Raw genomic sequence first — 18,446 nt, 5'->3', positions numbered from 1 at the left:
GGTGACCATGACCGATCCGAACTTCGCTTCCCTGCCTCATGTCCTGGCCAGGGTGGAGGGCCGGATGGGCCACCTGACGCTCAATCGGCCCGAGCGGATCAACGCGTTGAGCATGGACATGGTGCTGACGGCCGCGCAGGCGCTGACGAGTTGGCGTGATGATCCGCAAATCGACGTGGTGCTCATCGACGGGGCCGGCCCACGTGGTCTGTGTGCCGGCGGCGACATCCGCGAGGTGTACGAGGGCCTGCAGGGTCACGGGGTAGCACCGGGGTCGTTCTGGGCCGCCGAATACCGGATGAACGCCGACATCGCGCACTATCCGAAGCCGGTCGTCAGCTTCATGGACGGGATCGTCTTCGGTGGGGGAGTGGGTATCTCGGCGCACTCCCAGGTCCGCATCGTCACCGAGCGGTCGCAAATCGCCATGCCGGAGACGGCCATCGGTCTGTCGCCCGATGTCGGGTCACTCTTCCTGCTGGCCCGTTCGCCGGGCCGGTTCGGCACCCATTGCGCTCTGACCGGCGCTCGTCTGGACGGACCGTCGGCCATCCACGCCGGCCTGGCCGACCATCTGGTGGGATCTGAGGAGCTGCCAGGTCTGGCGGAGTCACTGCGCAGCGGGGTGGTGCCGTCCGGTCTCGAAGCCCTTGCGGCCGGTGTCCCGTCGGCCGGGCACGCCGGGTGGATCGACGAGTGCTACGCCGGCGACTCGGTTTCCGACATCCTGGTGGCCTCGCGTGCCTCCGACCAACCGGCGGCTGCTGCTGCTGCCAAGAGGCTCGCAGCCATGTCGCCGACGGCACTGCACGTTACCCTCGAGGCGGTCCGGCGGGCGGCGGACCTGACGGTGGACGAGGTGCTGGACCAGGACATGCGGGTGGGCAGCCGATTTCTGCCGCACCCCGACTTCGCCGAGGGCATTCGGGCGCAGATCATCGACAAGGACCGAAGGCCGCAGTGGGCACCGTCCCGCCTGGAGGACGTCAGCCGCGCGGAGGTGCTGGCCTTCTTCGAGCCGCTCGACTGATCGGCGCCCTTCTCCTGCTGCGCTGATCTGGGCTTTTGCTCTCCCGCGACAGTTTCGTACCGTCAGGACCGGGTACCTGCGCGGTATGGGTGACTACGAAGCATCGACCACTGTCCAACTTGCGCCGGAGAGGTTGTTCGCCTATCTGTCGAACGTCCAGAACCTGCCGGCCTACATGCCGAGGCTGACCTCGGCCCGTCCCGCCGGCGGAGACAAGGTGGACGTGACCGCGCACATCGAGCCAGAAGGCGGTCCGGAGCGGGACGTCGAGGGCGAGGCCTGGATCAAGGTGGTGGAAGACGGCCGGAAGCTGCAGTGGGGGGCCGCCGGCCCGCACGACTACCACGGCGAACTCGACATCGACGCGGGCTCCGATGCAGGCAGTTCGACTCTCACCGTCCGCCTGCATACTGAGCGGGTCGAGGGTGATCAGATCCAGCACGGTCTGGGCGAAACGCTCAACGGGATCAAGAAGGCGGTCGAGCAGGCGGACCGGTCCTGACGCCCTCGAGGTCCAACGTCGTCGAAGAACAGCCAGAACAGAAGGAATACCGCAGATGGTCAGCGTCAGAAGAACTTTCACCGTCAGCAAGCCGATCGAGACAGTGGTGGACTACCTCTCCGACTTCGCCAACGCATCAAGCTGGGACCCGGGCACGAAGACCTGCACGCCGCTGCAGAAGGGCCCCGTCGCCGTCGGCTCCACCTGGCGCAACGTCTCCGTCTTCCGGGGCAAGGAGCAGGAGCTGACCTACAAGCTGGTGACCAGGGAACCCGGTCACCTCGTGTTCGAGGGAACCAACAAGACCGTCACGTCCACCGACGACATGACGTTCACCTCCGTCGCGGGTGGGACCTCGGTCAACTACCTCGCCAACATCGAGTTCCACGGCCTGATCAAGCTTTTCGGCTGGGTGGCCAAGGGTGAGTTCGAGAAGCTCGGTGACAAGGTCGAGGAGCAGATGCCACGGGTGCTCAACGCGCTCTGACGCGTGCAATCGACGAGTCGAACGACGAAGGAGCCCCGCCGGGATCGGCGGGGCTCCTTCTGCATCTCAGGCGAAGTGCGCGGGCTGGATCAGCCGGCGAGCTCGGTGATCGCCGCGTGGCCCGGGCGGACCGCCGTGGTGGTGGCGGAGATGCCCGCGAGCTTCATCAGCTTGCGGACGTCCTCGGCCTGCTCGGGCAGCATCACCGTGATGACGGTGCCGCCGGCGCCGGCCCGCGCGGTGCGGCCGGAGCGGTGCAGGTAGGCCTTGTGCTCGGTCGGCGGGTCGAGGTGGACGACCAGCTCGACGTCGTCCACGTGGATCCCACGGGCCGCGATGTCGGTGGCCACCAACACCTTTGCGCTGCCGGTGGAGAACGCGGCGAGGTTGCGCTCGCGGGCGTTCTGCGACAGGTTGCCGTGCAGGTCGACGGCCGGGATGCCGTTCTTGGACAGCGCCGCTGCCCACTTCTTGGCGCCGAACTTGGTGCGGGTGAACAACATCTTGCGTCCGCCGCCGAGGGCCAGCTGACGGATGACCTCGTTGCGGTCGTCCTTGTTGACGGCGAAGACGTGGTGGGTCATCGTCTCGATGTGCGACGAGGCGTCGTCGACCGCGTGCACGGCCGGGTCGGTGAGGAAATCGTTGACCAGCACCGAGATCCCGTTGTCGAGCGTGGCGGAGAACAGCAACCGCTGGCCGTTCGGGCGGGTGGCCCGCAGCAGCCGGCGGACACCGGGCAGGAAGCCGAGATCGGCCATGTGGTCGGCCTCGTCGAGCACCGTGACCTCGACGTCGCCGAGGTTGCAGACGCCCTGCTTGATGAGGTCCTCGAGGCGGCCGGGGCAGGCGATGACGATGTCGACACCGGCGCGCAGCGCGCTGATCTGCGGGCCGAAGCCGACGCCGCCGAAGATGGTGACCGTCTTCAACCCGGCGGCGGTGGCCAGCGGTTCGATGGTGCGCGACACCTGGAGTGCCAGCTCGCGTGTCGGGAGCAGCACCAGACCGCGCGGGCGGTTCGGGGTGCGACGTCCACCGGTGAGCCGGACGACCAGCGGAACGGCGAAGGCAATCGTCTTGCCGGAGCCGGTGCGGCCGCGGCCGAGGACGTCCCGACCGGTCAGCGAGACCGGAAGGGTCGCAGCCTGGATCGGGAACGGGTTGACGGCGCCGAGGACGGCGAGCGGCTTGATGAGCTTCTCGGGCACACCGAGCTCGGCAAAGCTGATGCCGACGACCGGCGCGGCATCCGCGGTGACGGTCTTGGCGGCGGCGAACAGCGAACCGGCCGTCACCGGCGACGGGCGATCCGCGGCGGGACGATCGTTGCTGCGGGGGGCGTGATCGGCGAAGACGACCGGCGAACGGTCGTCGGCGGCGGCATTGCGACGACCGCCACGGCCACGCGGGTTGCGGCTCGCGTCGCCTCCACGCTGCTGGCTGTCGTTGCGGGCCGGACGATCCGTGCGGGCCGGACGGTCACCGGTCGGGCGATCACCACGGGCCGGACGGTCGGTCCGGGGTGCGCCGGCGCCGCGGGGGGCGTCCGAGCGGCCGTTGGTGCGGTCGCCCTGACGTCCGGCGTCGGGGCCGGCCTCGCGGCGGGCCCTGGTGGAGTTCGCGGCCGGGATGCTGTCGGCGAAGGCGCCGGTGGAGAACATGCTGCCGGTGGACGATCCCGCCGGGTACGAGCCGCTGGAGTAGATGGTGGTCGAGCCGCCGGCGCGCGGGCCGCCGGTACGCGGAGCACCGGAACGCGGTGAGGCAGAACGGCTCTGGCCGCCGGCGCGGCGGGCACCGGCGGATCCGCCGGAGCGTCCACGGCTGGAGTTGGAGGAGGAGTTGTTCGGGGAGGTCATGGAGCTGGTACGTCCTTGCTGTGCCCGAAGGCACGGTGGCACACGGCCCTTGGCAGCGGCCGCGCTGATGGTTGGCCGTAATGCTGACCAACCCGGCAGGAATGCGACCGGCGGACAAGAAGGCGCCATCTTTGGTGCCTGCAGCAACGACCCGAGCGCACCGGTGGTGCTACTCGACCAGTTCATCGTACCCGTACACACCTTTGCGTGGCGCATCACCCATTGAGACGTGGCACACCACGCCCCGTGCTCGACATCGCTGCTCGACATCGCTGCTCGACATCGCTGCGGGGGCGGGCTCAGGGTTTCGTGAGGCTCGGGGTGCTCGCCTCCTCCTCGAGATCGGCTCCGGCGAATTGCGAGTTGTAGAGGCGGAAGTAGGCGCCCTCGGCATCGAGCAGCTGCTCGTGGCTGCCCTGTTCGACGATTCGCCCGGCCTCCATCACCAGGATCAGGTCGGCGTCCCGGATCGTCGACAAGCGGTGTGCGATCACGAAACTCGTGCGATCGGTCCGCAGTGCCGCCATCGCGTGCTGCACGAGGACCTCGGTCCGGGTGTCCACCGAGGACGTCGCCTCGTCCAGGATCAGCAGCGACGGATCGGCCAGGAACGCCCGGGCGATGGTCAGCAACTGCTTCTCACCCGCGCTGACATTGCTGCCCTCGTCATCGATCACGGTGTCGTAGCCGTCCGGCAGGCTGTGCACGAAGCGGTCGACGAAGGTGGCTCTGGCCGCGCCCATGATCTCCTCCTCGGTCGCTCCGGGTCGCCCGTAGGCGATGTTGTCGCGGATGGTGCCGCCGAACAGCCAGGTGTCCTGCAGCACCATGCCGATCCGTGAACGCAGGTCGCTGCGGGCCATCTCCCTGGTGTCGACGCCGTCGAGAGTGATTCGACCCGAATCGATCTCGTAGAACCGCATGATCAGGTTCACCAGCGTCGTCTTGCCGGCGCCGGTCGGTCCGACGATCGCCACGGTCTGGCCGGGTGCGGCGACGAGCGAGAGGTCCTCGATCAACGGAGTATCGGGCAGGTACCGGAACGACACGTCCTCGAACTCCACCCGCCCCCTGGTGGACGTGACCGCCACGACCCGTTCGACGTCAGCCGACTGCTCCGTCTCGTCGAGTAGCTCGAAAACCCTTTCGGCAGAGGCGACCCCGGACTGCAGCACGTTGGCCATCGAGGCCACCTGCGTGAGCGGCTGGGTGAACTGGCGGGAGTACTGGATGAAGGCCTGGACGTCGCCGAGGGTCATCGTGCCGCTCGCGACCCGCAGTCCCCCGACGACCGCAACGGCGACGTAGCTCAGGTTTCCGATGAACATCATCGAAGGCATGATGAGGCCTGATACGAACTGGGCGCCGAAGGACGCTTCATATAACTCGTTGTTCTTGTCCTGGAACGTTTTCTCCACCTCCGGCTGCCGGCCGAACACCTTCACCAGGCTGTGGCCGGTGAAGGCCTCCTCGATCTGACCGTTGAGCGCCCCGGTGTGTCGCCACTGCGCGACGAACATCTTCTGCGACCGCTTGGCGATGACGGTGGTGACGAGCAGGGACAGCGGGACGGCGATCAGCGCGATCAGCGCGAGCAGTGGCGAGACGATCAACATCATGACGAGGACCCCGACCAACGTCAGGAGCGAGGTCACCAGCTGGCTCATGGTCTGCTGCAACGACTGCGAGATGTTGTCGATGTCGTTCGTGACGCGGCTCAGCACCTCTCCGCGCTGCTGCCGGTCGAAGTAGGCCAGCGGCAGGCGGTTCATCTTGTCCTCGACGTCCTGGCGGAGCCGGAGGACCGTCCGCTGGACGATGCCGTTCAGCAGGTAGCCCTGCAGCCAGGAGAAGACCGAGGACGCGACGTACAGGGCCAGCACGATCATCAGCACCTGACCGAGCGCACTGAAGTCGATGCCCTGGCCCGGGACGATGTTCATGCCCGACAACAGGTCTGCGAACGATCCCTGCCCGCGGGCGCGGGCGGCGTCGATGGCCTGCGCCTTGGTCAGACCGGCCGGCAGCTGCCGGGCGATGATGCCGTTGAAGATCAGATCCGTGGCCCGGCCGAGGATCTTCGGGCCGAGGACGCTGAACGTCACGCTGATCACGGCGAGCACCAGCACCAGGTACACGCCGAGCCGCTCGGGCGCCAAGCGGGCGAAAAGGCGCTTGGCCGACGGTCCGAAATTCAGCGACTTCTCGGCAGGCATGCCCATGCTCGCCATCGGCCCGCCGGGTCCGCGACGGGCCGGCCCCGCCGCGCGGATGGTGGCCTTGTCGTCCTCCGACTGGCCACCCTTGGCCTGTGGTGCCGTGGTCGTCATGCCGCCACCTCCGCACTGATCTGCGAGCGGACGATCTCTGCGTAGGTCTCGCAGTTCTGCACGAGCTCGGCATGTCGGCCGATGCCGACGATCCGGCCGTCCTCCAGGACGATGATCTGGTCGGCGTCCATGATCGTGGAGACACGCTGGGCCACGATCACCACCGTCGCGTTCCGGGTCTGCGGTTTCAGCGCGGCGCGCAATCTGGCGTCGGTGGCCAGGTCCAGCGCCGAGAAGGAATCGTCGAAGAGGTAGATCGAGGGCTCCCGGACCAGCGCTCGCGCGATGGCCAGGCGCTGGCGTTGACCACCCGAGACGTTGGTGCCGCCCTGGGCGATCGGCGAGTCGAGGCCGTCGGTCATCTTCGAGACGAAACCCTTGGCCTGCGCGACCTCCAGTGCGGCCCAGAGGTCGTCATGTGTCGCCTCCGGATTGCCGTACCGCAGGTTGCTGGCCACCGTCCCGGAGAACAGATAGGGCTTCTGTGGAACGAGACCAATTCTCTCCCAGAGAGTCTGGGGGGCAAGCTCGCGGACGTCGATGCCGTCCATCCGGACGCTCCCGCTGGTGACGTCGAAAAGTCTTGGTATCAGCGACATCAGCGTCGTCTTGCCGGCTCCCGTCGAACCGATGATGGCCGTGGTCCGGCCGGGTTCGGCCCGGAAGCTGATGTCACGCAGCACGGGTTCGCCGGCCCCCGGGTAGCCGAAGTCGACCCGGTCGAACTCGAGAGTCCCGGTGCGACGCAACGGCATCACCGGCTTCACCGGCGGCTGGACGGAGCTTTCGGTGTCCAGCACCTCGGTGATCCGCTCGGCGCAGACGGCGGCCCGCGGGATCATCACGGCCATGAAGGTGGCCATCATGACGGCCATCAGGATCTGCATCAGGTAGGCCAGGAAGGCGGTGAGCTGGCCGACCTGGATCTGGCCGGCGTCGACGCGGTGCCCGCCGAACCACAGCACGGCTACCGACGACACGTTCAGCACCAGCATCACGGTGGGGAACATCAGTGCCTGGTAGCGGCCGGCCTTCATCGCGGTGTCGGTGACCGACTGGTTGGCCTGCGCGAACCTGGTCCGCTCCTGCGGCTCCCTGACGAAGGCGCGGACGACCCGGATCCCCGAGATCTGTTCGCGCAGCACGCGGTTGATCGTGTCGATGCGGGTCTGCATCTTGCGGAACTGGGGCACCATCCGGCTGATGATGAGGCCGACGGCGAGGACGAGCACCGGCACGCTGACCAGCAGCAGCCAGGACAGACCTGGATCCTCCGACAGCGCCATGATGATGCCGCCCACGCAGGTGATCGGGGCGGCGACGAGCAGGGTGCACGTCATCAGCACCAGCATCTGCACCTGCTGCACGTCATTGGTGTTGCGGGTGATCAAGGACGGCGCCCCGAAGTGGTTGACCTCGCGGTCGGAGAAGGCGCCGACCCGGTGGAAGATGGCGGCCCGGACGTCCCGGCCGAATCCCATGGCGGTCCGGGCTCCGAAGTAGACGGCCACCACCGAGCAGATGATCTGCAGCAGCGTGACGCCGAGCATGAAGGCCCCGCTGGAGAAGATGTAGCCGGTATCGCCCTTGGCCACCCCGTTGTCGATGATGTCGGCGTTCAGTCGCGGTAGGTACAGCGACGCGATCGTCCCGATCAGCTGGAAGACGACCACCAGGGTCAGGGGTTTGCGGTAAGGAGCGAGATAGGTTCTGAGCAAACGAAGCAGCATGTGCATGTCCCCGGGTTGGGCGTGATGATTCCTGGCTGGGTGGTGACGGCCGTCGTCGGCTGATCGGTGCTGCGTGAGTCCGCGCGATGGGGGCGTCAGGGCGCGTGGGCGCGCAGGCCGTCCAGCAGCAGATCGACGATTTCGTCGGGTTTGAGCGGGTTCTCGTCGGTGATGCGTGGGTGGGTTCCGGCGAAGGTCACCAGCCGCAGCATGCGGGCGAATTGCGGGGCGTCGACCCGTAGCTGGTCGACGTCCGGGCCGATGACGCCCATCAGAGCCTGTGGAGTGCGGTCGTCGTGGTGGACCGGTGCGATGGCCTCCCGGAACCGGGTGTTGTGCTCCGGCGGCCCCATCATCCGCAGCGCCGACATGAGCTCCCAGACGCTGTCCAGCCTGTCGGCGATGATCTCGACGGCCCGTCGCAATCGATCCCGGAGCGGAAGGGTCATGTCGATGGATTCAAGCAGCACGATTGTCGGGGACGGGTCGAAAACCTGCTTCACCACAGCGATGATCAGGGACTCCTTGTCCGCGAACACCCGGAAGATGGTGCCCTCGGCGATGCCGGCCGCGTCGGCGATCTGCTTGGTGGTGACGTCCGACCCGTACTTCCGGAGCAGCGGAAGCGCCACCTCCACGATCCCGGCGCGGCGCTGCTCGGCCGGCAGTGGAGCCGCTCTCGTTCCTGCATTTCTCACCCGACCACCGTAACTGAGTGAGGACTCACTCACAAGTGATTTCCAGCGAACCCGAATTCGTCCTGGGAAAAGTGTCCGGATCCGGAGCGCAACGCGGTCCACCTGCTGAACGTCCGGCCAGAAAGAGCCTGACGACCAAGGCAGGAGGACCGCCAAGATGAACCGCCCAGCAGTGGAAACCCCCCGGCACGAGATCGACTACCTGGTACTCATCGCATTGATCCTGATCGTCTCCCTCCTGCTGTACCTGGCGGGCTGATCACCATGCCGTTCCACGCCTTCCCGTCCGGCCGCGCCGGCTACTCCGAGCCGGCCGTGCGACCGGAACTGCCGTCACCGACCGGTGTCTTCAGGTTGCTGGCGCTGGTGGCGGCCATCGCCGGTTCCTCGCTCGTCACCCTGGTGGCCGAGGGTTCCTCCGTCACGGCCTCGCCCCTCGCCACCATGCCGGCCACGTCGGACAGCGGGATCTCCGGCAGCATGAACGCCAGGAACAACGCGATCACGATGGCGGGCAACAGGTACCAGAACACCGGAGCCAGGGCGTCTGCGTAGGAGTTGACGATCGCGCTGTGCAGTGGTTCGCCGACGGCCTTCACCTGGGACGGGACGAGGGTGCCCGGCGTGATCCCGGAAGCTGCTGCCTGGCGGCCGTTTTCGCTGAAGGCTCCGGTCAGGTTGGTGACCAGACGACTGGTGAAGATCGACCCGAAGACAGCCACGCCGAGCGACGCACCGACTTCGCGGAAGTAGTTGTTGGTGCTCGTCGCGGTGCCGACATCGTTGGGCGACACTGCGTTCTGGACCACCAGCACGATCACCTGCATGATGAAACCCAGGCCGGAGCCCAGCACGAACAGCATCGCGCAGACCAGAGCGATCGGTGTGGTACCGGTCAATGTGGTGAGCCAGAGCATGCCCACTCCGGTGACGGCCGCGCCGAGGATCGGATAGATCTTGTAGCGGCCGTTCTTGGTGATGCGGCTCATCGAGACGACCAGCGTGAGGATCAGTCCGACGATCATCGGGATGGTGAGCAGGCCGGAGACGGACGCCGACGTGCCGGACGCCATCTGCAGGAAGGTCGGGATGAAGGCGAGGGCGGAGAACATGCTCAGCCCGAGGACCAGCCCGATCGCCGTCGCGATGAGGAAGGCCCTGTTGCGGAACAGGCTCATCGGGATGATCGGCTGTTCGGCCCGGTTCTCGACCACGATGAACGCCATCACGGAGGCGGCGAACGCGACGATCAGGCCGATGATGGTCGGCGACGTCCAGGCGTGCTGCTTGCCGCCCCAATCGGTGAACAGGATCAGGCAGGTGGTCGCGGTGGACAGCAGGAGGACGCCGAGGTAGTCGACGCGGCCGTTGTAGTGCTTGCGCGGCAGGCTCAAGGTCTTGTAGCCGATGATGAAGGCCGCGATGCCGACCGGGATGTTGATGTAGAAGCACCACTCCCAGCTCAGGTGATCGGTGAAGAAACCGCCGAGCAGCGGGCCGCCGATGGCGCAGACGCCGAATACGGCGCCCATCGGACCCATGTACTTGCCGCGTTCCTTGGCCGGCACGATGTCGGCGATGATCGCCTGCGAGAGGATCATCAGGCCACCGCCGCCCAGGCCCTGCAGGCCGCGGAAGATGACGAACTCCCAGAAGCTGGTGGACAACGACGCGCCCAGGGAGGCGAGTGTGAAGAGCGCGATCGCGATCAGGAACAGTCTTCTCCTGCCGAACAGATCCCCGAACTTGCCATAGATCGGCATGACGATCGTGGTGGCCAGCAGGTAGGCCGTCGTCACCCACGCCATGTTGGACACGCCGCCCAGATCACCGACGATCGTCGGCATCGCGGTGGACACGATCGTCTGGTCGAGGCTGGACAGGAACATGCCCGCCAGCAGCGCCGAGAAGATGAGCCAGATGCGGCGTTGGGTCAGCACGATGGGCGCTGCGGCGGTGGGAGTCTTGCTCGTTGTCGTCATTGCTGTCCTCCGATGGTGCGTCAGGGCATGGCCGTTCGTGGCAGGGCTGTTTTTTTGGCTTCTCGGTCGGACGTTCCGGGGTGTTCTGGACGGCTAGCCCGTGAGCAGGGTGCGGAGCGCAGCCGACGCATCGTCGAGGTGCGCGCTCACCGGTCGCTGTCCGTCGGACAGGAACCATTCGAATCCGCCGCGTCGCAGAGCGGTCTGGGCGACGGCGGCCATGGTGGTGCAGGTGCTGTCCACGCCCGGAAGTCCGCGCCGGGCGGCGATCAGCTCGGCCAGGATCCGCTCGTGCTCGACGCCTCGGGACAGCTGCAGCGCAAGGACTTTCGGCTCCGACTGGATCAGCTGGAAGGCACGGGTGATCTCCTCGCGCCCTTCGGTCTCGATGGCCAGCGTGGGGTCGAGCAGGGTCATCAGGTCGGCGAGCAGGTTGCCGGTCGGGCCGCCGTCGACGAACGCCTGCTGGGACCCGGTGGTCCCGATGGCCGGCGCGTCCCCGACGATGGCGGCTTCCTTGGACTCGAAGTAGTTGAAGAAGGTGCGGATCGACACCCCGGCGTCGGCGCAGATCATCTCGACGGTGACCGCGTCGAGTCCGTGCTCCACCCCCAGCCGCCGCGCGGCCGAGCTGAGCGCCCGCTTGGTCGCGAGCTTCTTCGCCTCGCGCAGGCCCGGCTCGCGGACGGCCGGCTGGGCGGGCGCGTCGATCACTTCTTGCATGACATGCATTATTGCACTTGATGCAGCATTGGAGTCAAGGGTGGTGGTGGTCACTGCTGCCGCTCGCACTGCTGCTGCCTTCGGTGCGGGTCACCGGCACTGCGGGCAACGGAGCGGATAGCCGGTCCAGCCCAGCCCGACCAGCACCTCGGCCACCTCGAAGGCGACTGCGCACGGTTGCTCGGTGACGTCGTACCAGCCGTATCGCAGGGTGTGCAGTCCGACCGTGGTGTGGCTGTTGTCGCGCTCCATGTCGCGAAACCGCCCCTCGCCGGTGTGGCCGACCCTGCCGTCGAGTTCGACGACCAGGCCGAACTCCTCGTAGACCACGTCGACGTAGCGGCTCCGGCCGGGGCGGGTGCGCTGCCTGCCCGCGGCGGCCAGCCCGTGAGGCCGTTCAACATCGTGCAGGTAGCGGTATTCGAGGGTGCTGTGAACCCCCGTTCCGACGTCGGTCAGCAGCCCGGTGAGCAGCTTGCGGTTCGGCATCCGGGTGCGCCGGTCCATCGTCAGCCGTAGGGACTCGGGGGTGACGAGCCGCCGCTGGACCGCGGTGGTGACCCAGTGCAGGCAGGCGTCGGCGGAGGCTTCGGAGCACAGGTCGAGCACCGTGTCCGCGATCCGGGTCCGTGGCGGCGCTGCACTGCCCGACGAGGCCCGCACCTGCTCGCGTTCCTGCCGAAATCGGAGCCAGTCCCGCTGCGGCGGCGTGGTTCCGGACGGAACGAGGATCTCGATGGGGAGCCTCTGTTCGTCGTCCAGACCGTGGAGCGATGCTGCCGTCGAACCGGCCGCGCGGGATTCGCTCCCACCAAGAAGGACCCCGGCCCACACCCGGCCCAGCCAGCTCGGTCCGGTGTGGGGGACGAGAAAGATCCCCCGCTCGAGGGGCCCCCACGAGCCGTCCTTCAGCAGACGGTAGACGGCCTTGGTGGTCAGACCCGTGGCGAGGGCCTGACTGCGTGAGACGACGCCGGCCTGGGCGGCCGCGAGTCTCAACAGGGCGTCAGGAGGGTTCTGCCGGGTCCGCACCCGTGAACTCTGCCGGATCTGCGGCTGGTCGCCCCGGGGATATCCACAGACCGTCGATACCGAATGCGATATGTACCTGTAGTCAGGTACATATCGCATTCGGTATCGGGCACTGAGCCGGTGCGGTCGCTGTGACCGCTTCTCGAACTGCGATCGAGATGACCAGGAGGGTGGTCGCGGGCCCGGAGAGGGCACGTCAGCCGTCCATCCTCGTCCGGGCTGTCGGTCGCAACCAGCACAATGGGCCAGGTGAGCAGGAAACAGGAGGCGAAGGTGGTGACGGCCGATCCGGTGCGCCCGCCGAGCGCCTCGCTCGAGCGCTTCTCGCCGTTGGTCCGCGACTGGTTCACCAACAGCTTCGCCGAGCCGACCCTTGCCCAGGCGGGTGCGTGGGATGCCATCGGGCGCGGTGAGAACACCCTGGTGGTGGCGCCGACCGGCTCCGGCAAGACGCTCGCGGCGTTCCTGTCCGCCATCGACACCCTGGTCACCGCGCCGCCTGGGGAGGCCGGGGCTCGCAAGTGCACCGTGCTCTACCTGTCGCCGCTCAAGGCGTTGGCCGTCGACGTCGAACGCAACCTACGGTCGCCGCTGGTCGGTATCGGGTCGCTGGCCGCCCGGAGTGGTCTACGCGTCCCGGAGATCTCGGTCGCGGTCCGGTCGGGCGATACCCCCTCGGGTGATCGACGGGCCTTCGCCAAGGACGGCGCCGACATCCTGATCACCACCCCGGAGTCGCTGTTCCTGCTGCTCACCAGCCGCGCCCGGGAGATGCTCAGCGGGATCACCACGGTCATCCTCGACGAGGTCCATGCCGTCGTCGGCACCAAACGTGGTGCCCACCTTGCTGTCTCGCTCGACCGGCTGGACGCCCTGCTGGACCGCCCTGCGCAGCGGATCGGGCTGTCGGCGACTGTGCGGCCCATCGAGGAGGTGGGGCGGTTCCTCACGGGCGGGCGCCCCGTCACCTTCGTCCGTCCGGTGTCGACCAAGGTCATCACCGTCGAGGTGGTGGTCCCGGTCCCGGACATGTCCGCGCTCGGTGAACCGAGCGGTGACCTGTCCGGCGCCGCCGCCGGCGAACTCCCGCGGACCTCCATCTGGCCGCACGTCGAGGAGAACATCGTCGACCTGATCGAGTCCCACCACTCGACGATCGTCTTCGCCAACTCCCGTCGCCTGGCCGAGCGACTGACCGCCCGGCTCAACGAGATCTACGCGGAACGCCAGGCCGCCCTCGCGGATGCGCGCGGTGACGAGGACGGCGATTCCCCGCCGTCCGGCATGGCTACCCCCGCACAGGTGATGGCGCAGTCCGGAGCCAGCTCCGGCGCGCCGGCCGTCCTGGCACGGGCGCATCACGGTTCGGTATCCCGCGAACAGCGGGCGCTCATCGAGGACCAGCTCAAGACCGGGGTGCTGCCCGCGGTGGTGGCCACGTCGTCCCTCGAACTCGGTGTCGACATGGGCGCGGTCGATCTGGTGATCCAGGTCGAGGCGCCGCCGTCGGTGGCCAGCGGGCTCCAACGGATCGGCCGGGCCGGGCACCAGGTCGGAGCGCCCAGCCACGGCGTGATGTTCCCGAAGTACCGCGGGGACCTGATCTCCGCCGCGGTGGTGGCCGGCCGGATGAAGACCGGCGCGATCGAGGCGCTGCGGGTGCTGCTGAACCCACTCGACATCGTGGCCCAGCAGATCGTGGCGATCTGCGCGATGGATGCGATCACGGTGGACGACCTGCACGCGCTGCTGCGCCGGTCAGCTCCGTTCGCCGCACTGGGCCGGGGCGCGTTGGAGTCGGTGCTGGACATGCTGTCCGGGCGCTACCCGAGCGAGCAGTTCGCCGAACTCCGCCCGCGACTGACCTGGGACCGGGTGACCGGGGAACTGACCGGTCGGCCCGGCGCCCAGCGGCTGGCCGTCACCTCCGGCGGGACGATTCCCGACCGTGGCATGTTCGGCGTCTTCCTGGCCGGTGGCGGCGGTCCCGGTCGTCGGGTCGGCGAGCTGGACGAGGAGATGGTCTACGAGTCGCGGGTCGGCGACGTCTTCGCCCTGGGTTCCAGCTCGTGGCGGATCCTCGAGATCACCCACGACCAGGTGCTGGTCGTCCCCGCGCCGGGCGTGCCGGGGCGGCTGCCGTTCTGGAAGGGTGACACCCTCGGCCGTCCGGCGGAGCTCGGCCGCGCGCACGGCGAGTTCGTGAGGGAGGTCGGTTCCCTGACGCTGGGAGACGCGCACCAGCGGCTGACCGGTGACGGCCTCGACGTCTTCGCCGCCGACAACCTGGTTGCCTACCTGCAGGAACAACGGGAAGCGGTCGGCGTCATCCCCGACGAGAAGACGCTGGTGGTCGAACGTTTCCGCGACGAGCTGGGGGACTGGCGGCTGGTCCTGCACTCGCCGTACGGCGCCGCCGTGCACGCTCCATGGGCCTTGGTGGTCGCGGCCAGGATGCGGGAGCGGTTCGGGGTCGACGTCCAGGCCATGCATGCCGATGACGGCATCGTGCTGCGGTTGCCCGACGTCGAGTACGACGGTGATGCCCCCGAGATGCTGGACGCCATCGCACTCGACCCGGAGACGCTGGAAGCCGAGGTCACTGCGGAGATCGGTGGCTCAGCGGTCTTCGCATCACGGTTCCGCGAGTGCGCAGCGCGGGCGTTGCTGTTGCCGCGCAGGCAGATCGGCAAGCGGCAGCCGTTGTGGCAGCAGCGTCAGCGGGCCAGTCAGCTGCTCGAGGTGGCCGCCCAGTACCCGTCGTTCCCGATCGTCGCCGAGGCCGTGCGGGAGGTGCTGTCGGACGTCTTCGACGTCCCGGCGCTGGTCTCGCTGATGCGTCAGATCGCCTCCCGGTCGGTCCGGATCGTCGAGGTGACCACGCTGTCGCCGTCGCCGTTCGCCCGGTCGTTGCTGTTCGGCTACGTCGCGCAGTTCCTCTACGAGGGTGATTCGCCGCTCGCCGAGCGGCGGGCCGCGGCGCTGACCGTCGACCCCGCGCTGCTCGCCGAGCTGCTCGGCGGCGGTGACGGGCTGTCGCTCCGGGATCTGCTCGACCCGCAGGCGCTGGCGAGCACCGAGGCGGACCTGCAGCGGCTCAGCGAGAATCGGCGGGCTCGATCTGCCGATGAGATCGCCGACCTGCTGAGGATTCTCGGGCCGCTGACCACCGCCGAGGTGGTGGCCAGATCGGTGGATCTCGACGCCGGCGCCGCGCTCGCAGGACTGGAGGCGACCCGGCGGGCCATCCTGGTGCGGATCGGCGGGGTGGAGCGGTGGGCCGATCCGGCGGATGCCCCGCTGCTGCGTGACGCGCTCGGTACCGCCCTGCCGCCGGGGATCGCGCCGTCCCTGCTCGAGCCGATCGCCGACCCGCTCGGACGGCTGCTGGGCCGGTTCGCGCGCACCAGGGGCCCGTTCGTGCCGCGGGAGGCGGCGGTGGCCTTCGGCCTGGGCGTCGCGGTGGTCACCGATGCCCTTCGCCGACTGGCCGGTTCGGGCCGCGTCGCCGAAGGGGAATTCCGACCGCTGGGACGGTCCGTCGAGGTCGGCCTGGCCGAAGACGCGGGTCCGGGTGGTTATCTGGAGCACGGGTCAGCCGAGGGCACGCGGGAGTTCGTCGACGCCGAGGTGCTGCGGTTGCTCCGCCGCCGTTCGCTGGCGGCCCTGCGCGCCGAGGTCGAGCCGGTGCCGGCCGACGCGCTCGGGCGGTTCCTGCCGGCGTGGAACGGGATCGTGGCTCCGCCGCCGCCGAATCCCCACCAGGGCAACGGATCCAGTGCCGGTAACGCCGGTCGCAACAACACCTATAGCGGTAGCGCCCCGAATCGGCGGCCGCCGGGCGGGATCGACGCCCTGGTGCGGGCCGTCGAGCAACTCGCCGGCGCCGTCCTGCCTGCGTCGGCGATCGAGACCCTCGTTCTCCCGGCCCGCGTCCGCGACTATTCGCCGTCGATGCTCGACGAGCTCACCTCGGCGGGCGAGGTGTTGTGGACCGGGCACGGCGCGCTCGGCGGTGACGACGGCTGGGTCTCGCTGCACCTGGCCGACACCGCCGCCCTGACGATGCCGCTGCCCACCGACGGTCTACTGGGCGGATTGCCGCCGGGTGGTCCGGCCGGCGGCCGGGGTGAGGGCGCCGCCGACTCGCCCGACGGTGAGCTGCACCGGGCGGTGCTGGGTGTGCTGTCCCGTGGTGGGGCGTTCTTCTTCCGGGCGCTGACCGACGCGGTGGCCGACGAGACGGGCAGCTTCCGCGGCGACGACGTGGTGGCAGAAGTGCTGTGGGGCCTGGTGTTCGCCGGGCTGGTCACCGGCGACACGCTCGCGCCGCTGCGGGCCAGGCTGACCGGTGGACGCACCACCCACAAGGCGAAGGCACCGGCCCCGCGGCTGCGTCAGCGCGGCTCGTCAGGACTGGCGCTGCTGTCCGCGGGACGTCAGCAGCGGGTGGGGCCGACAGTGCGGCGCGGCGGGCCGCCGATGGTGGCCGGACGCTGGTCATTGATCCCGGAGGTGGAGACCGACCCCACCATTCGTGCCCACGCAGCGGCCGAGGTGCTGCTCGACCGGTACGGGATCGTCACCCGTGGCTCGGTCGTGGCCGAGGAGACGCCCGGTGGGTTCGCCGCGGTCTACAAGGTGATGTCGGCGTTCGAGGAGTCCGGCCGGGTCCGCCGTGGGTACTTCGTCGAGGGTCTGGGCGCGGCGCAGTTCGCGACGGCGGGTGCCGTCGACCGGGTCCGGGCTTTCGTCAGTTCCGATGCCGAGCGCGTTCCCGGCGGGGGGCTGGTGCTGGCCGCCGCCGACCCGGCCAACCCGTTCGGCGCTGCGCTGCCGTGGCCCGATCGCGGTGGTGACGAGAAGCATCGGCCGGCCCGGCGGGCGGGAGCCCTGGTGGTGCTCGTCGACGGGGCCCCGGTTCTCTTCGCCGAGCGGGGCGGGCGCACGCTGATCTCGTTCTCCGGTGAGGAGAGCGAGTTGCGGGAGGCAGGGCGGGTACTCGCCGAGAAGGTCACCACCGGCGTGATCGGCTCGCTGACGGTGACCAAGGTGGACGGCGTCGATGCGGTGTCGAGTGCCGGGCCGGTGGTCGAAGCGTTGGTGGGCAACGGTTTTGCGCTGACCCCGCAGGGCCTTCGGTTGCGATCTGCCGGGGGTCGTCGTGCCTGAGGGAGATACCGTCCTGCGCACCGCGCGTCGGATGGATGCCGCGTTGGCCGGGCGGCCCCTGGTCCGCGCCGAGTTGCGCTGGCCCGATCTCGGTGACGTCGACCTGGTGGGACTGACGGTCCACGAGGTGACGGCCCACGGCAAACATCTGCTGGTCCGGTTCGAGGAAGGGGCCGGCTCGGTGCCGCTCACCCTGCACTCGCACTTCAAGATGGAGGGTAAGTGGACCATCGCCCCACCGGGGCCCGCGCACTGGCCGCGGGCGACGGGGGTGGCAGTGCGGGCGGTGCTGGCCAATCAGGACTGGACCGCCATCGGGACCTGGCTCGGCCAGCTCGATCTGGTGCCGACCGCGGCCGAGGAGCAGTTGATCGGCCACCTCGGGCCGGACGTCATGAGCGACTCCTTCCCCGAGGTCGGACGCCCGGAGTCCATCGCGCGGTTGCTGAAGGCTCCGGCCCGGGCCATCGGTGCCGGGCTGCTCGATCAGACCGCGGTCGCCGGCATCGGCACCATGTACATGGCCGAAACCCTGTTCGTGTCACGTCTCTCGCCGTGGATGCCGACCTCGGAGGTCGACGTCGGTACCGTGCTGGACACAGCCCGCCGGCTCATGCTGCGCGGTGTCACCTCGGCGGTGCAGAGCACCACCGGGAACACCCGCCAGGGAATGACCAACTACGTCCACGCACGCTCGGGCAAGTCCTGCACCCGGTGTGGCGCCACCGTTCGGGTCGCCATGATCGGCCCGGCGGACAAGGAGCGCACCGCGTTCTACTGCCCGGTCTGCCAGCCGGGTCCGACCCCCACGGACGACGGTCGACGTCAATCCCCGCTCGGTTCCACTGCCGGCACTTCCAAGAACCGGAGGCCGGCGGGTTACCGACGACGGTGACGC

Annotated in this window: 12 protein-coding genes; 5 read left to right on the top strand and 7 right to left on the bottom strand. The window is 68.7% G+C overall.

Translation table 11 applies throughout. The features are described 5' to 3' along the window. The first annotated feature begins 7 nt into the window (after positions 1-7). From ABIB25_RS15995 to ABIB25_RS15985, 3 genes are all read left to right on the top strand, one after another. On the top strand, positions 8-1,030 hold the full coding sequence (locus ABIB25_RS15995; protein WP_354529464.1) for a 3-hydroxyisobutyryl-CoA hydrolase: 1,023 nt from the start codon (positions 8-10) through the stop codon (positions 1,028-1,030). Positions 1,031-1,115: 85 nt separating this feature from the next. Further along, positions 1,116-1,532, top strand: coding sequence for an SRPBCC family protein (locus ABIB25_RS15990; protein WP_354529463.1), 417 nt, complete (start codon positions 1,116-1,118; stop codon positions 1,530-1,532). A gap of 55 nt (positions 1,533-1,587) precedes the next feature. Next, positions 1,588-2,019 carry an SRPBCC family protein gene (locus ABIB25_RS15985; RefSeq protein ID WP_354529462.1) on the top strand — a complete coding sequence of 144 codons (432 nt, stop codon included), beginning with the start codon at positions 1,588-1,590 and terminating at the stop codon, positions 2,017-2,019. 89 nt (positions 2,020-2,108) lie between these two features. On the opposite strand, the gene ABIB25_RS15980 is transcribed toward ABIB25_RS15985, so the two are convergent. The 7 genes from ABIB25_RS15980 to ABIB25_RS15950 all read right to left on the bottom strand — a co-directional run bounded on the left by ABIB25_RS15980 (position 2,109) and on the right by ABIB25_RS15950 (position 12,376). Beyond that, positions 2,109-3,881 (bottom strand): DEAD/DEAH box helicase, encoded by a 1,773-nt coding sequence (locus ABIB25_RS15980; RefSeq protein ID WP_354529461.1) that lies wholly within the window; start codon positions 3,879-3,881, stop codon positions 2,109-2,111. A 299-nt stretch (positions 3,882-4,180) separates the two neighbouring features. Then, a complete protein-coding gene (locus ABIB25_RS15975; RefSeq protein ID WP_354529460.1) occupies positions 4,181-6,211 on the bottom strand; it encodes an ABC transporter ATP-binding protein in 2,031 nt (676 codons plus the stop codon). Next, positions 6,208-7,941 (bottom strand): ABC transporter ATP-binding protein, encoded by a 1,734-nt coding sequence (locus ABIB25_RS15970; protein WP_354529459.1) that lies wholly within the window; start codon positions 7,939-7,941, stop codon positions 6,208-6,210. The genes ABIB25_RS15975 and ABIB25_RS15970 overlap by 4 nt, the downstream gene beginning before the upstream one ends. 95 nt (positions 7,942-8,036) lie before the next feature. Beyond that, entirely contained in the window at positions 8,037-8,639 is a 603-nt protein-coding gene (locus ABIB25_RS15965; RefSeq protein WP_354529458.1) for a TetR/AcrR family transcriptional regulator, read from the bottom strand. Between the two features lie 299 nt (positions 8,640-8,938). Then, entirely contained in the window at positions 8,939-10,621 is a 1,683-nt protein-coding gene (locus ABIB25_RS15960) for an MDR family MFS transporter (RefSeq protein WP_354529457.1), read from the bottom strand. Positions 10,622-10,714: 93 nt separating this feature from the next. Beyond that, positions 10,715-11,344: a TetR/AcrR family transcriptional regulator gene (locus ABIB25_RS15955; protein ID WP_354529456.1), complete on the bottom strand. Its 630-nt coding sequence runs from the start codon at positions 11,342-11,344 to the stop codon at positions 10,715-10,717. A 90-nt stretch (positions 11,345-11,434) separates the two neighbouring features. Further along, complete coding sequence (locus ABIB25_RS15950) at positions 11,435-12,376, bottom strand: type IV toxin-antitoxin system AbiEi family antitoxin domain-containing protein (RefSeq protein WP_354529455.1); 942 nt, start codon at positions 12,374-12,376, stop codon at positions 11,435-11,437. Positions 12,377-12,616: 240 nt separating this feature from the next. Between ABIB25_RS15950 and ABIB25_RS15945 the strand changes: the two genes are divergently transcribed. Both ABIB25_RS15945 and ABIB25_RS15940 read left to right on the top strand, forming a co-directional pair. Beyond that, positions 12,617-17,548 (top strand): ATP-dependent helicase, encoded by a 4,932-nt coding sequence (locus ABIB25_RS15945; RefSeq protein ID WP_502919824.1) that lies wholly within the window; start codon positions 12,617-12,619, stop codon positions 17,546-17,548. Then, positions 17,541-18,443 (top strand): DNA-formamidopyrimidine glycosylase family protein, encoded by a 903-nt coding sequence (locus tag ABIB25_RS15940; RefSeq protein ID WP_354529454.1) that lies wholly within the window; start codon positions 17,541-17,543, stop codon positions 18,441-18,443. Before ABIB25_RS15945 ends, ABIB25_RS15940 begins: the two co-directional genes overlap by 8 nt. Positions 18,444-18,446 lie beyond the last annotated feature (3 nt).

The organism is Nakamurella sp. UYEF19 (genome assembly GCF_040546275.1).
Lineage (GTDB): Bacteria > Actinomycetota > Actinomycetes > Mycobacteriales > Nakamurellaceae > Nakamurella.
The sequence above is the reverse complement of the archived record's forward strand: the minus strand, read 5'-3'. Positions and strand labels throughout refer to the sequence as shown.